The organism is Streptomyces sp. NPDC059994 (assembly GCF_042737755.1).
Classification (GTDB): Bacteria; Actinomycetota; Actinomycetes; order Streptomycetales; family Streptomycetaceae; genus Streptomyces.
On record NZ_JBHWUR010000015.1, the window covers coordinates 36,394 to 51,678 of the forward strand.

At 73.7% G+C, this 15,285-nt stretch carries 10 protein-coding genes; 7 read left to right on the plus strand and 3 right to left on the minus strand.

Annotated elements, in window-relative coordinates; genetic code table 11:
- Positions 1 to 153 precede the first annotated feature (153 nt).
- The 6 genes from ACFWA7_RS11090 to ACFWA7_RS11115 all read left to right on the plus strand — a co-directional run bounded on the left by ACFWA7_RS11090 (position 154) and on the right by ACFWA7_RS11115 (position 8,222).
- Positions 154 to 2,955, plus strand: a complete 2,802-nt coding sequence (locus ACFWA7_RS11090; RefSeq protein ID WP_385822455.1) for a DUF3492 domain-containing protein — start codon at positions 154 to 156, stop codon at positions 2,953 to 2,955.
- On the plus strand, positions 2,952 to 4,517 hold the full coding sequence (locus ACFWA7_RS11095; RefSeq protein ID WP_385822402.1) for a hypothetical protein: 1,566 nt from the start codon (positions 2,952 to 2,954) through the stop codon (positions 4,515 to 4,517). The genes ACFWA7_RS11090 and ACFWA7_RS11095 overlap by 4 nt, the downstream gene beginning before the upstream one ends.
- Before the next feature lie 82 nt (positions 4,518 to 4,599).
- Positions 4,600 to 5,571 (plus strand): NAD-dependent epimerase/dehydratase family protein, encoded by a 972-nt coding sequence (locus ACFWA7_RS11100; protein ID WP_385533968.1) that lies wholly within the window; start codon positions 4,600 to 4,602, stop codon positions 5,569 to 5,571.
- Positions 5,559 to 6,308, plus strand: coding sequence for a spherulation-specific family 4 protein (locus ACFWA7_RS11105; RefSeq protein ID WP_385822404.1), 750 nt, complete (start codon positions 5,559 to 5,561; stop codon positions 6,306 to 6,308). The genes ACFWA7_RS11100 and ACFWA7_RS11105 overlap by 13 nt, the downstream gene beginning before the upstream one ends.
- A 63-nt stretch (positions 6,309 to 6,371) precedes the next feature.
- Complete coding sequence (gene moeZ / locus ACFWA7_RS11110) at positions 6,372 to 7,550, plus strand: adenylyltransferase/sulfurtransferase MoeZ (protein ID WP_371654574.1); 1,179 nt, start codon at positions 6,372 to 6,374, stop codon at positions 7,548 to 7,550.
- A 126-nt stretch (positions 7,551 to 7,676) separates the two neighbouring features.
- Positions 7,677 to 8,222 (plus strand): hypothetical protein, encoded by a 546-nt coding sequence (locus ACFWA7_RS11115; RefSeq protein WP_385822406.1) that lies wholly within the window; start codon positions 7,677 to 7,679, stop codon positions 8,220 to 8,222.
- Positions 8,223 to 8,263: 41 nt separating this feature from the next.
- Here the strand turns inward: ACFWA7_RS11115 and ACFWA7_RS11120 are convergent, their stop codons facing one another.
- The 3 genes from ACFWA7_RS11120 to ACFWA7_RS11130 form a co-directional block, all read right to left on the minus strand.
- The gene (locus ACFWA7_RS11120; RefSeq protein ID WP_385822408.1) at positions 8,264 to 9,820 is read right to left on the minus strand and encodes an alpha/beta hydrolase; all 1,557 of its coding nucleotides are present in this window, start codon (positions 9,818 to 9,820) and stop codon (positions 8,264 to 8,266) included.
- Between the two features lie 149 nt (positions 9,821 to 9,969).
- Entirely contained in the window at positions 9,970 to 11,535 is a 1,566-nt protein-coding gene (locus tag ACFWA7_RS11125; protein ID WP_385533980.1) for an alpha/beta hydrolase, read from the minus strand.
- A gap of 81 nt (positions 11,536 to 11,616) precedes the next feature.
- Positions 11,617 to 14,505: a lysylphosphatidylglycerol synthase domain-containing protein gene (locus ACFWA7_RS11130; RefSeq protein WP_385822410.1), complete on the minus strand. Its 2,889-nt coding sequence runs from the start codon at positions 14,503 to 14,505 to the stop codon at positions 11,617 to 11,619.
- 221 nt (positions 14,506 to 14,726) lie between these two features.
- On the opposite strand from ACFWA7_RS11130, the gene ACFWA7_RS11135 reads away from it, so the two are divergent.
- Positions 14,727 to 15,182: an MGMT family protein gene (locus ACFWA7_RS11135; protein WP_385822457.1), complete on the plus strand. Its 456-nt coding sequence runs from the start codon at positions 14,727 to 14,729 to the stop codon at positions 15,180 to 15,182.
- Positions 15,183 to 15,285 lie beyond the last annotated feature (103 nt).

The following is a 15,285-nucleotide window of genomic DNA, read 5'->3' on the forward strand; positions in this document are numbered from 1 at the left end:
CCCCGCGCCGGAAAAATCTCTTTAAATCCCCCCACGCGGGGCCCGCTCTCCACACCCCCCCCCCCCGCCACCGTCGTATCCGCTTACGTTCATCCCGCTGCGAGTCGCCGGTGCAACGGCGGCCGCCCACCAGGGAGATCGGGGGTGCGTACATTGCGGATCGGACTGCTCACCGACGGCGGGTATCCGTACACGACCGGCAAGTCCGGGCTGTGGTGCGACCGGCTCGTGCGCGGGCTCGCGCGGCACGAGTTCGACATATACGCGCTGAGCCGCACGGCGGCCCAGGAGGAACACGGCTGGGTGGCCCTGCCGCCCCAGGTCCGCCGGGTGCGCACGGCCCCGCTGTGGGCCCCGCAGGAGTGGGCGCACTCCCACACGAGCGCAATGCCGCCCCGCCGCCTCGGCCGCCGCGAGCGGCACCGCTTCGCCACCTGCTTCCGCGAACTGGCCGGAGCGATCTGCCTGGCGGGACCGGGCGGCGCGGACGGCGGGAACGCGTCTTCGGGACCGGACGCGGTGGGGCGCGCACGGAACGGGGTGCCCGGCCGGGAAGGGCTGTTGAGGGGAGTGCCCGGGCAGCGGCCGGGCGGGAGCGGAGGCCGGGCCTCGGACCCGAATGCCCTGACCATCACCGACCTGACCGTCTCCTTCGACGCCCTCGCCATGGGCGGCAAGGTGGTCGTCGGCACGGGTGCCACGGGCGCGGAGCCGGTCGTCGGTACCGCTGCCACAGGCGGCGCGCCGGTTGTCGGTACCGCCCCCACCGGCGGGTCGTCGCGGTTCGCGGAGGCGCTGTACGGACTGGCCGACCTCGCCCACGAGTGCGGCGGGCTGTCCGGCGCCCTGCGCTCCGAGACGGCCGTGCGCGTACTGGAGGCCGCCTGCCGCACCCCCGGCGCTAGCCGCGCGGTGCAGGCCGCGCGCGTCCCCGACTACCTGGCCTTCGCCGACCTCCTGGAGCGCGCCCTGCGCCCCCTCTCGCTCGACTGGTACGACGCGGCGGGCCTCGGCGACGTCGACCTCTGCCATGCGGCCGGAGGCGGCTCCGCCGCGCTCCCGGGACTGCTGGCCAAACGCTTCTTCGGAGTTCCGCTGCTGGTCACCGAGTACGGGGTGCAGCTGCGCGCCCAGTACCTCGCGGCGGGCGACGCGCGCGTCCCGGTGCGGGCGCTGATGGCCGCGTTCCACCGGCGGCTCGCCGCCGAGGTGTACGAGCGGGCCGCGCTCATCACCCCCGGCAACACCCACACCCGCCGCTGGCAGGAGAAGTGCGGCGCCGACCGCGCCAAGCTGCGCACGGTGTACCCCGGCATGGCCGCCGACCGCTTCCGGGCGGTCGGCGAGGACACGAGCGGGGGCGACCCCGCCACGCTGGTCTGGGTCGGCCGTATCGACCCGGCCAAGGACCTCATCGCCCTGCTCCACGCCTTCGCGGAGGTCCGCCGCGCGGTGCCGGACGCGCGCCTGCGGATCTTCTACGCGGGCCAGGCGTCCGGGGCCGCATCGGGCGGGGGGTGCGGTGGGGGCGCGGTCGGCGGGTACGGTGCCCGGCGGGCCGGGCGGGACTTCGTGGGGGACGGCGGCGGTGCCGGGTTCGGCGGTGGCGCTCGCGGGTTCGGCTCGGCGGGGCGCGGCTCGGCCGGGTTCGGCGGGGCGGTTTTCGGTGGCGGTGCTTCTGGCGGCGGTGCTTTTGGCGGCGGTGCCCACGGGTTCGGTGCGGCCGGGCGGGGCTCCGCCGGGTACGACGGGGCGGGCCACGGGTTCGGCGCGGGCCGTTCCGGCGGGTCGGGCGGTTCGGGGTACGTGGGCGGTTCGGGGTACGCGGGCGGTTCGGATTACGGGTCCGGGCCGGGCCTTGCGGCCGGTTCGGGGTACGGAGAGGGGTCGTCCTACGGGGGCGGATCGTCGTACGGCGCCGGATCGGCGTACGGGGGCGACGGCCCGGGATACGGGGTCGGCCATGGGTATGAGACAGGCCCGGCGTACGGCGCCGGGCCTGGTTACGGGGTCAGCCCGGGATACGCGGGCGGCTCCGGCCACGGCGGCGGGGCCCACGGATCCGGCGCTCCCGTCTCCCCCCTGTCGCCCGAGTCCGCCGCCTACCTCGCCCACTGCCGCGCCCTCGCGGCCCAGCTCTTCCCCGACGAGGCCGTGGACGCGCACGCGGTCGGGGAAAACCCGGTCTCCTTCGAGGAGATCGGCGGCCCCGGCGCGCCGGAGCTGGCCGACGCGTACGCCGGCGGCAGCGTCGTCGTGCTCTCCAGCGTCGTCGAGGGTTTCCCCGTCAGCCTGGTCGAGGCGATGTTCTGCGGCCGGGCCACGGTCTCCACGGACGCGGGCGCGGTGGTCGAGGTCATCGGCGGCACGGGCCTCGTGGTGCCGCCGCGCAACCCCCGCGCGCTGGCCGACGCGTGCGTGGCGCTGCTGCGCGACCCCGAACGGCGCGAACGGCTCGGCGCCGCCGCCCGTGCCCGCGCGCTCGAACTCTTCACGGTCGAGCAGAACCTCGCGGCATTTCGCGGCATTTACCTGGAGCTGATGTCCCACTGCCCGGTGCGCCGGGAGACCGTGGACGCGAGCGGCGACCCGGTGCCGTTCGCCCACCCGGCCGAGGCCCACGTCCCGGGCAGCTGGGCGGCCCCGGCCGCCCCCTCCAAGGTCGCCGGGTACTCCCCGAGCTGGGCGGACGCGGGTGCGCGCGGCGGCGGGGCGAGAAGTAGGGGCTCGGTCCGGGCGACCGGCCGTGCCACGGACCCGGACCCGTCCGGCGCGACAGCGGCCGACCCCGGTGCCCCCGCCGGATCCGGCCACTCCACAACTGGGCACTCCGGCCCCTCCCGTACCGCGCCCGGACACTCGGCCCCGACCCCCTCGGACCCGAGCGGCCCCGGCCCGACCCCGCCCCACATCGGCCGCTCCGGCTCCGCCCACGCCGAGGAGGCGACACGATGACCCGCCCCCCGACGAGCCGGCCGACGGACGGCCCCGCCGACAACGACATCCCGCGCGCCCCCGAAAGCGCGGGCGCCTGGGACATCCGCTCGGAGGCCCTGCTGGCCGACCCGATCCGCAAGCGCCCCACCGGCGTACGAGGCCAGCGCCTCCCGGTTGCGAAACCCAACCCGGTCTCGCGGGAGGGCGGTTCGACGGGCACGGCGAGCGCGACGGGAGCAGCGGGCGCGGCGCGGCAGGGGCCCGCCACCGCCAACTCCTCCCGCCCTGCGGCCGGTTCGGCCTGGGATGCTCCGGCTGCCTCGGAGGGCCCGGCACCCCAGGAAGATCCGGGACCCTCTGCGGCCCGTGATCCGGCTGCGGCCCAGGAACCTGTCGCGGCCCAAGAGCCCACCGAGGCCGAGGAGTCCGCCGCACCCCGGAGGCCCTCGGCCCCGGACCGACCCCCCGCGTCCGCCCCCCGCCCCCGCGCCCGTCGGGGCTCCGCCGACCCGGTGAAGGCGCTCATGCACCGGCACCGGGTGCTGTGCGAGCGGGCCGTCGACCCGCTGGAGATCGCCGCCGGGCTCGAAGCGCACGGGGTGACCGACCGGACCGCCGCCCGCTTCCGACACCGGGACGTGTTCTCGCTCGCCGAGGAGCTCTACGCGCGCGTGCCGCGCGGCACCGAACCGCCGCCCCACGACCTGGGGCCCGCGCCCCAGCCCGCCGGGCGGGTGTTCCGGGTGCTGCGCGCGCTGCTGCCGGGCGCCCTGTGCGCCCTCACCGTGGCCGCGAGCCGGCTCACCGTCGGCGGGGCACGGCTCGCCGTGATCGGCGCCGGGACCGCCGCCGTCGGCGCCGCCCTCGCGTACGCCGTCCGGCGCGGCCCCCTGCGGACCGGCCGCGGCGCCGGGCTGCCGTGGGCGCTCTGGCTCGCCGCCTACGCCGTGGCGGGCAACGGCCTCCTGGCCGCACTGGTCGCGGGTGGCCCGGACGGCGGCCCCACCGGCCCCGACGGCTGGGCCGCCGACCCGGCGGCCGCGGTCGGCCTCACTCTGGCCGTCGCCCCCGCCACCTGGTGCGCCCGCCTCTTCGCCGTACGCGCCCGGCGCGGCCTCGCCACCAGCCGCGGCCTGGAGGAGTTCGCCGGCCGCTCCCGCCCGCTCCTGCTCGGCGCGGTCGCCCTGTTCCTGTCCGTCCTCGCCGCCGTCCTGCTGACCGGCCGACTCGCGTACGGGCACGGCTCGTTCGCGTCCGCCGCCGCACCCGGCGCGCTGCTCTTCCTGGCGCGGCTGCTCGCCCTGCACGGCTTCGCACCGGCCGGCGCCGCCGGGCTGCGGGCGGCGGCCTGCGCCGAGGCGGCCGCCCTCGCCCTGGTGCTCGCCGGCCGCCTGCCGGGCTGCGGCGTCCTCGCCCGCCCGGTGACCGCCGTCGTCGAGGCGGGCGGCGCGGGAGCCGTCCCGGCCGCCGTCTGCGGCACCGCCGCCCTCGCCCTGCTCGCCAGGGCCACCGCGGTCCTCGCCCGCGCCTCGGCCCACTCCGCACGCCCATCGACCCCCGAACAGCACTACACGCATTGACGCGCACTGATGCCCGAAGGAGAACGAGACACATGACCGCCCTGCCCCCGGCCTCCTGCCGACCGCACGGAAAGGCCGCGCGATGAGGGTGCTACTACTCGGTGCCAACGGATATCTGGGCCGTTTCGTCGCCGACCGCCTGCTCGCCGACCCGGCAGTCCAGCTCACCGCGCTCGGGCGCGGCGACGACGCCGACGTACGGTTCGACCTCGCCTCCGGCAGCCCGGGAGCCCTCACCCGCTTCCTGGACGCCGTCCACCCCGGGGTCGTCATCAACTGCGCCGGCGCCACCCGCGGCGGCGCCCGCGAGCTGACCCGGCACAACACGGTCGCCGTCGCCACCGTCTGCGAGGCCCTGCGCCGCAGCGGCTGCGGCGCCCGCCTGGTCCAGCTCGGCTGCGCCTCCGAATACGGGCCCTCCCAGCCGGGGTCCTCCACCGCCGAGGACGCCGTGCCGCGCCCCGGCGGCCCGTACGGCGTGAGCAAGCTCGCCGGAACCGAGCTGGTCCTCGGCTCGGGCCTGGACGCCATCGTGCTGCGGGTCTTCTCGCCGGTCGGGCCGGGCACCCCCGCCGGATCCCCGCTCGGCCGCCTCGCCGAGGCGATGCGCCGGGCCATGCAGTCCGGCGACGGCGAACTCAAACTCGCCGGGCTCGGAGTGCAGCGCGACTTCGTGGACGTCCGCGACGTGGCCCGCGCCGTGCACGCCGCCTCGCTCTCGGCCGCCCAGGGCGTCGTCAACATCGGGACCGGCCGCTCGGTGAAGCTGCGCGACGCGGCCGCCGTCCTCGCCCGGGTCGCCGGGTACGGCGGCGCGCTGCACGAACTGGACGCCGGGCCGGGCCTGCGGCCGGGAGTCATCGGCGCCCCCCGCCCCTCCGCCGACGCCGTCCTGGAGCATCTGGCAGCCCCCCAGGCCCCGTACCCCGACGGCTGCGGCAGCTGGCAGCAGGCCGACGTCCGCACCGCGCGCGACCGGCTCGGCTGGCGGCCCCGGATCAACCTGGAGGAGTCCCTGGCCGACATCTGGATGGAGGCGGCGTGCCGCATCTGACCACAACCGGGTCCCCGCGCGCGGCGACCTCCGGGCGGCTCGGGTTCGGCGTCCCCGGCTGTGCGCACCCGCTGGTCGCCCCGGTCGAGTGGGCCGAGCTGACCCGCCCCGGCACCCCGCTGCACTGGGCGGTCATGAACGTCGCCGACGGCCCCGGCGCCCGGCCCGACCCGCACTGCCTGGCGGCCGCCGGAAAGCTGCGCAACGCGGGCATCCGCGTCCTGGGCCACCTCGACACCGCGTACGGGACCCGCTCCTTCGGCGAGCAGATCTCCGACGCACACCGGTTCCTCGACTGGTACCGCGTCGACGGCTTCCTCCTGGACCGATGTCCCACGGACCGGGACGCGCTGCCGGAGGTGCGACGCACGGTTTCGACCCTGCGGGCCCTGCGCGAGGGCGCCCACCTGGTCCTCGGCCAGGGCACCCACCCGTACCCCGGCTACGCGGAGACCGCCGACCAGCTCGTCACCTTCACCGGCCCGTGGAGCCGGTACCGGTGGTCGCAAGTGGCCGAGTGGACCGCCGACTACCCGGAGGAGCGCTTCTGCCACTTCGTCCACGGGGTGCCCCGCACCCACCTCGACGAGGCCCTGCGGATCGCCCGCTGGCAGGGCGCGGGCACGATCTACTTCACCGACCGCGGCGACGACGGGGGACAAATGAACCCATTCGAGACACTGCCCGGCTACTGGGACGAAATCGTCTCGCGTATCGGACCGGGTATCTCGGAATGAGAAGCGGCGTGGCAGTGTTGCGGGAAGAACAACCGTACTGACATACCGACCGACGGAGTTTCCGTGTCGCTGCCACCCTTGGTAGAGCCGGCTGCCGAGCTCACCGTAGACGAGGTCCGCAGGTACTCGCGCCACCTGATCATTCCCGATGTCGGGATGGACGGGCAGAAGCGGCTGAAGAACGCCAAGGTGCTCTGTGTGGGCGCCGGCGGCCTCGGTTCGCCGGCCCTGATGTACCTGGCCGCCGCCGGTGTCGGCACGCTCGGCATCGTCGAGTTCGACGAGGTCGACGAGTCGAACCTGCAGCGCCAGATCATCCACAGCCAGGCCGACATCGGCCGCTCCAAGGCCGAGTCCGCCAAGGACTCGGTCCTGGGGATCAACCCGTACGTGAACGTGGTCCTGCACGAAGAGCGGCTCGAAGCCGAGAACGTGATGGACATCTTCAGCCAGTACGACCTGATCGTCGACGGCACGGACAACTTCGCCACCCGGTACCTCGTCAACGACGCGTGCGTGCTGCTCGACAAGCCGTACGTGTGGGGCTCGATCTACCGGTTCGACGGCCAGGCCTCGGTCTTCTGGTCCGAGTACGGGCCCTGCTACCGCTGCCTCTACCCGGAGCCCCCGCCGCCGGGCATGGTCCCCTCCTGCGCCGAGGGCGGCGTCCTGGGCGTGCTCTGCGCGTCCATCGGCTCCATCCAGGTCACCGAGGCGATCAAGGTCCTCGCGGGCGTCGGCGAACCGCTGGTCGGCCGTCTGATGATCTACGACGCCCTGGAGATGCAGTACCGCCAGGTGAAGGTCCGCAAGGACCCGAACTGCGCGATCTGCGGCGAGAACCCGACCGTCACCGAGCTCATCGACTACGAGGCCTTCTGCGGCGTCGTGTCCGAGGAGGCACAGGAGGCGGCGCTCGGCTCGACGATCACTCCCCGGCAGCTCAAGGAGTGGATCGACGCCGACGAGAAGATCGAGATCATCGACGTCCGCGAGCCGAACGAGTACGAGATCGTCTCCATCCCGGGCGCCAAGCTGATCCCGAAGAACGAGTTCCTGATGGGCAACGCCCTCCAGGACCTGCCGCAGGACAAGCGCATCGTGCTGCACTGCAAGACGGGCGTCCGCTCGGCCGAGGTGCTCGCGGTCCTGAAGTCCGCGGGCTTCGCGGACGCGGTCCACGTCGGCGGCGGCGTGATCGGCTGGGTCCACCAGATCGAGCCGGAGAAGCCTGTCTACTGATACTGATCCGGGGCCGCAGGACATTTGTCCTGCGGGACCCGGGACGGTCATCTCTGCCGTGGCCGGTGCCCCCCGAGCGAAGCTCTTTCTTGTCAGCGAGAGAGAGCACGCGAAGGGGGCACTGTGATGAGCACGGTGGCAATCGAGAACCAGGTCCGCACGGCTGGAACCGAGGCCCGGACGGGGACCGAGGCCCGGACGGGGACCGAGGCCCGGACGGGGACCGAGGCCCGGACGGGGACCGAGGAGCGGCCCGGGACCTCGGTGCAGACCGGGGCCGCGGCGCAGCCGGAGATCAAGGGTCTGCCCAACTGGTACTTCCCGCTGGCCGGTTGCTTCGCCGGGGTCTTCGACATCGCCCGCGCGTACCCGGTGGTCTACTGGCTGATCCCGGTCGTGGCCGTCCTGAACATCGCCCTCACGCTCACCGTGCTCCGCGCCCGGATGCGCTGCATGAGGGCGCTCTGGAAGAAGAAGCGCACCCGTCTGCTCGCCCTCGGCCTGCTCGGCGTCCGCTTCGCGGTCCGTTTCGGCCTGAGCCTCGCCGGCCTCGCGATGGGCGCGGCGAGCGGCAGCCTCGTCGTCGGAATCGTGATGGCGGTGCTGGGCACGGCGATGGCCTGGGGCGACCAGTGGCTGATCCTGCGCACCCTCAAGCGCGCCCACGCCTGACGGCCGCCCGGCCGGACCGGAGCCCGGCCGCTCCCGGTCCGCTAGGACGAGCAGACGGTCCCGTTCGCCGGGACCTTGCCCTCCAGCAGATACGCGTCGACGGTCCGCATCACACAGGTGTTGCCCTTGGTGTACGCGCCGTGGCCCTCGCCCTTGTTGGTCAGCAGCACCCCCACTCCCGCGCCCAGCTTGTCCGCCATCTTCTTCGCGCCCTCGTACGGGGTCGCCGGGTCGCCGGTGGTGCCCACCACCAGCACCGGACCCGCCCCCGGGGCGCTCGCCTCCGGCACGTCCCGCTCGCCCGGCACCGGCCAGTTCGCACACCAGCCGGCCGTGTCCCAGGCCAGGAACTCCCCGAAGACCGGCGATATCCTCCGGAACTCGGGCAGCAGCGCCCTCGCCTGCGCGGCGGTCGGCCGGGCCTTGCTGTCGTCGCAGGAGATCGCCCGCTGCGAGTGGCTCTGCGTCCCGTAACGGCCGCTCTTGGAACGGTCGTTGTACGAGTCGGCCATCGCCAGCAGCAGATTGCCGGTGCCGCGCTCCTGGGCCTCCGTGAGCGCCTGGGTGAGGTAGGGCCAGCTCTCCTTCGAGTACAGCGGCATGACGATGCCGGTCAGTGCGAGGCTCTGGTTGAGCTTGCGCCCGCCCGCCGTGGGCAGCGGCCGCTCGTCGAGCCGCGACAGGAGTTTCGCGATCCGCTCGGTGCCCGCCTTCGGGTCCTGGCCGGTCGACTTCACGTAGTCGTCGAGCGCACGCTGGAAGCCCGTGGCCTGGTTCCGGGCGTGGCCCACCGTGTCGGCGGTCGGGTCGACCACCGCGTCCAGGACGGTCCGCCCCACGTTGTGCGGGAACAAGTGGGCGTAGGTGCCGCCCAGTTCGGTTCCGTACGATATTCCGAAGTAGTTGAGCTTCGCGTCGCCGAGGACCTGGCGGAGCAGGTCCATGTCCCGGGCCGCGTTGCTCGTCCCCACATACGGCAGGACCTTCCCGGAGCGGCGTGCGCAGCCCGCGCCGAAGTCGGCGCCGTCCTTGAGGAAGGCCGCCTCCTCGGCCGGGGTGTCCGGGGTGGCGTCGATCCGCCGCTCGGCGTCCGCCTGTTCCTTGTTGTCGCGGCACACCACGCCGGAGCTCTTGGCGACGCCGCGCGGGTCGAAACCGACGAGGTCGTAGCGGGAGTCGAGGGAGCGGAAGGTGTCCGCGGCCTGCGGCAGGATCTCTACGCCCGAGCCGCCGGGGCCGCCGAAGTTGAAGAGCAGCGAGCCGATCCGCTTGTTTTTGTCGCGCGCCTGCTTGCGCACGAGCGCGACGGAGATGGTGTCACCGGCCGGTTTCGCGTAGTCCAGCGGAACCTTGACCTCGGCGCACTGCCATCCTGAGCTCTTGCACGAACTCCAGCGCGGCCGCTGCCCGGTGAGCGCGTCCGGAAGCGCCCGCGCCTTGTCGTCCGTGCTCCGTGTCGGCGCGGCCGAGGCCGTGCTCTTCGGCGGGGGAGCGGCGCTTGAGGCCTTCCCGCCGGAGTCGCAGCCCGCGAGCAGCCCGGCCGCCAGCACGGCGACGGCGGCCAGCGCTCCTGCCCGTACACGTACAAGACCGTTCATGAACGCCCCCCGCAGGCCGAGTCAATCAAGTCCAGTCATCGTAGGCGGACCCACTGACAACGCCCCGCCAGCCCGCCCGGCACGGGCCCCGGGCCCTACGCGGAACCGGCCCCGGGCCCCGTCCGGCGCGGGTCGGGAGCTCGCCCGGGCTACTGGCAGACCGTCCCGGCCGCCGGGGCCTTGCCGTCCAGCAGATACGTGTTCACCGCGTCCTGCACGCACTTGCTGCCGCTGTTGTACGCCCCGTGCCCCTGCCCCTTGTACGTCAGCTCCACCCCGACGCCCGGCCCGAGCTTCTCCGCCATGTGCTTGGCGCCCTCGTACGGCGTGGCCGGGTCGCCGGTGTTGCCGACGATCACGATCGGCGCCGCGCCCGGCGCGCTCACGTCGGGGGTGCTCCACTGGCCGGGCACGGACCAGGCGGTGCAGCCCAGCAGACCCCAGCCGAGGAAGTCGCCGAAAACGGGGGACGCCTTGCGGAACTCCGGCAGCTTGGCCTTCGTTTGGTCCAGTGAGTAACGATCCTTGAAATCAGCACAGTTGATGGCGGTGTTGGCCGCCTGGATGTTGCTGTAGGTGCCATCCTTGGCCCGGCCGTTCATCGCGTCGGAAAGGGCGAGGAGGAGGGCGCCGTTCCCGCCCTCCGCCTCGTCCACGCCCTGCTCCAGGAGCTGCCAGTACTCCTTGGAGTAGAGGGCCTGGGCGATGCCGTTGGTCGCCTCGGTCTGCGTCAGCATGCGGGTGCCGCTGCCCGGGACGGGCTGCTTGTCGAGGCCGGCGAGGAGCTTGACGATGCCGGCCTCGACCTCCTTCGGGTTCGATCCCGCCAGCTGGCACCTGTCGCCCCGGTCCACGCAGTCCTGGGCGAAGTTGTCGAGGGCGAGCTGGAAGCCCTTGGCCTGCCCGAGCGCGCCCTGCTCGGCGGTGCTGGTGGGGTCGACGACGGCGTCGAAGACGGCCCGGCCGACGTTCTTGGGGAACAAGTGGGCGTACACCCCGCCCAGTTCGGTCCCGTAGGAGATGCCGAAGTAGTACAGCTTGTCGTCGCCCAGCACCTGGCGCATCAGGTCCATGTCGCGCGCGGCGCTGGTGGTGCCGACATGGGGAAGGACCCGCCCCGAGTTGGACTGGCAGGTCGCGGCGAACGACTTCATGTTGTCGGTGAGGGACTTCTCCTCGGCCGCGCCGTCCGGTGTGAAGTCCTGCGCGAAGTAGCGGTCGAGCTGGCTGTCGCTCTCGCACTCCACGGGTGCGCTGGAGCCGACCCCGCGCGGGTCGAAGCTCACCAGGTCGTAGCGGGCCCTGAGTTTGTCGTAGTCGCCCGCCGCGGCGGGCAGGGTGGTCACCCCGGAGCCGCCCGGGCCGCCGAAGTTGAAGATCAGCGACCCGATGCGCTTGTCCTTCTCGCGGGCCTCGGCCCGGATGAGCGCGAGCTCGACCGACCCGGCGTCGGGCTTGTCGTAGTCGAGGGGCACGCGCATGGTGGCGCACTTCCACTCGCCCCCGCCGGGCGGCGGCGAGGGCGCGTCCCCGCTTCCCTCCGCCTGGGAGGGCGCGCCGCACTTCTTCCAGTTCAGCTTCTGGGAGGCGAGCGCCGACGCCTTGGCCGGGGACGACTCCTTGGTCCCGCTGTCGGAGCACCCGGTGGCGGCGAGCAGCACGGCGGCGGTGGCGGTGGCGAGAGAGGCGGCACGCAGGGCGGCGGAGTTCTCCATGCTCCCCATCGTGGGCCCGTCAGCCGGGACCCGCGCGAAACCGCAGGCCATGCGGGTGGCCGGGGTCCCTGCGCGGGTCTGTCAGAGCTCGCCCCTGCGGGTCAGGTAGTTGAAGCACAGCCAGCCCGGCAGCACCGGCAGCCAGAAGGTGAGCAGCCGGTAGAGCAGCACGGCCGAGGCCGCCGTCTCGGCCGGCAGGCCCGCGATGGTCAGGGCCGTGGAGAGCGCCAGCTCGACCGCCCCGACACCGCCCGGCGTCGGGGCGGCCGAACCCAGTGCGTTGGCGGTGAGGAAGACGACCGCGACGCTCGCGTAGCTGAGGGTGTTGTCGCCGGAGCCGAACGCCCGGATGGACGCGTCCAGACACATCACGAAGGTGCCCGTGATCAGTAGTATTCCGCCGAGGCCGGTGAGCAGCTTCTGGGGCCGCTGGAGCACGTCCAGCATGCGCGGCACCACTCCGGCGAACAGCGACCGGACCCGGGTGACCACGAACTTCCGCAGGAAGGGGATGGTGGTGACCACCAGGATCAGCACCGCCGCCGTGAGCAGACCCGCGATCACGGTCCGGGACGGCGACAGGTCCGGCGTCTTCTCGGTGCCCGTCACATAGCCGAAGACCAGCAGCAGCGAGATGTGCGAGGCGAGTCCGAAGAGCTGCGAGGCGCCCACACTCGCCACCGCGAGGCCGGGGCGGACCCCCGCGCGCTGGAGGAACCGGGTGTTCAGGGCGACACCACCGACCGCCGCCGGGGCGACCAGCTTCACGAACGAGCCCGCGACCTGCGCGATCACGGCCCGTCTGAACGGCACCTTCTCAGGGACGAAGCCCAGCAGGCTCGCCGCCGCCGCCGGGTAGGAGAGCGCCGAGAAGAGCACGGCCGCCGCCACCCAGCCCCACTGCGCGTTCGCGACGAGATCGCCGAACTTGATGTGGGTGATCTGCACCAGCAGGTAGTACGCGGCGATGGCACCGGCGACGAACGTCAGCAGGGTCTTCACCTTGATGCGCTCCAGGCGCACCGGCTCCACCGGCGCCTGCGGGCGGATCAGCAGCACCTGGGCGCGGATCTGGGTGAGCAGATCGTCCTCGCGCACGTTCTCCAGTGCCTCGTCGATGGCTTCCTTCTCGGCCTTCTTCTCGGCGCGCACGGCCTTGCTCTCGGCCCGTACGGCCTTGCGCTCGTCCCCGGCGGCAGACGGCTGCTCGGGTGCGCTCGGCACCTCGGCCTCGCGCTGTCGGGCCTCCGCCGCCTCGGCTGCCCGTACCTCCTTGGCCGCGAGCGAGGCCTCGATGACGGCCTCGCGCTCGCGCTGCGCCTGCTCGCGCGCCAGACGGCGCAGCGTCGCGCGCGTGGAGCGGGTCAGCGCGATCGGCTGGAGCAGCGGCAGGCTGTCGGCGACGGTGTCCGGGCCGAGCACGTCCACGGCGGCGGCCACCGCGCGCTCGGCGCCGACCCGCAGCCCCAGGGTGACCAGGAGCTGCGCGATGTCCATGCGCAGGACCACATCGCCGGCCGCGATCTCGCCGCCGCGCAGATCCGTGAGGATGACCGTGCCGGAACGATCCACCAGGATCGCGTCCCCCGCGAGCCTGCGGTGGGCGATGCGCCGCGACTGCAGCGCGCGCGCCTGCCGCCAGGCGCTGCGCATCAGATCGTCGGTGATCTCCTCGTCGGCCAGCGAGTCCAGGGAGCGCCCGCCGGTGTGCTCGTACACCAGCATCACGGCGTCCGGGCCGAGCTCGGAGGTGGCGATGAGCTTCGGCGCGTGCGCCCCGGCCGCGATCGCCGCGTACGCGAGCAGCGCCTCCTGCTCCAGGGCCTGGCGCAGCGACTGGATGGAGCGGCGGGTGGTGATGGAGCGCAGGGTCAGCCGCCGCCACACCCGGTAGAAGAAGCCCTGGGCCTGCTGTTCGCGGTCGACGACGGTGACGTCGAGCGGCGGCGCGTCCTCCAGGGTCACGAAGTAGCGGCGGCCCCGGTCGCCCTGCTCCATGGAGTCCGGGACATCCTCGGCGCGCATCGCGGTGAGCGGCCGGAAGCCCACGTTGCGCAGCCCGGCGAGGAGGGTCTGGCCGGTGGGCCGGACGTTGGGCGACCCCACCGTGTACAGCGTTCCGTAGGCGACCGTCCAGCCGAGCAGGACCGTGACGAGGATCGAGAACGCGGTCGTCTGGCCGCCGACGAGCACGGCGAACGAGTTGAGCAGCAGGACCGCCCACAGGGCAACCCGCCAGCGCGGTCTGCGGGCCATGCCGACGGCCGTCATATAGGCGATGACCGGGGCGAGATAGCCATGCACGGGGTCGGTGAGACCGCCCGTGCCGGACTGCTGGGTGAGCGCGCTGGTGATCGACTCGGGCGCCGACTTGGCCACCCACAGATCGGTGGCGAGGGCGGCTCCGTGGGCGAGCACGGCCGCGAGTACACCGTCCGCGATGCGCAGCCCGTCGCGTTTGATCAGCCGCTCGATGGCGAAGGCGACCGGCAGGATCAGTACGGCGATGGAGGAGACCAGACCGGCCAGCCGGATCAGTACGTCCGGCGCCTGGTCCGAGCCCTTGCTGATGTCCTGTTCGAGGCCGGACGTGGTGTGGTGGGCGATGGCGGCGATGGTGAGGACGATGGCGATGGCCAGTACGCCGCTGATCAGCCGTACGAGGTCGGAGGGGCGGTGCACGCGCGCGGGGAGCAGGGGTTCGTCCACGGAGACACGCTCGATGGCCCCCGAACTCTCACAGGCCTCGAAGCGGGACCCGGATCCTTCCTCCGCCGCCCCGCGCAGCGCGGAGGTGGCCGTGGCGCCGGAGGGGGGCACGGACGAGGCCCTGGCGCCGGGCGCGGGGGAGCCGGCCGGGGCCTCGGGCGCGGCCGGCCGGCTGGGCGCGGCCTTCGCGCCGGAAGCGGGTACGTCGGACCGCGCCCCCGTCTCCGGGGTGCTGCCGGCCGCCGCTTCGGGTGGCTGCACGCCCCGCTCCTTCGCCGTCTGGTCCGCTGTCTCGCCGGTCTGGTCTTCGTGCTCTCGTATCAACGGTCACCGCCCGCATGATGGTGGCATGACCGGGCTCCGCAAGGGGGCATCAGGGTGCGTCGAGAGGGCGTACGCCGTGTGATGCGCGCCCTGTGGCCATGGTGCGCGCGGCCAACGGGAGCCTGCTCCCCGCTCCACTGTCGGTGGCGTACGGCAGGATGGACAGGGTGAGCGATGAGCTTCCGGAACTCCCGGAGTATGCCGAACGGGTGCTGGACGTCGCCGAGCAGATCCCGCCCGGCCGGGTGATGACGTACGGGGACGTCGCCGAATGGCTGGGCGAGGGCGGTCCCCGCCAGGTCGGACGCGTCATGGCGTTGTACGGCGCCGCCGCGCCGTGGTGGCGCGTGGTGCGCTCGGACGGGGCGCTGCTGCCGGGCCACGAGCTGCGCGCCCTCGGCCACTACCGGGAGGAGTCCACGCCGCTGCGCGAGGCGAGCCGCGCCGCCGAGGGGCATCTGCCGCGCCTCGACATGCGCCGTGCGCGCTGGGACGGCGGCGCGGAAGGTGGCGATGGCGCGGGGAGCCGTTCTGCGCGCGCCGGAGAGACAGCGGTCGCCGCGCGGGCGGCCGGCGCGGAGTGCGAGGTCGGCGGCGGGGCGGCTCATATCTGACAGCTTCGGCCATCGGGCGTCGCCGGGGGCGGCCGCAGGCCCGTACGGATGACCCGCTGCGTGCCGGCCGCGCTTCGGCGTACCGTCGACAGTCGGCACGGCC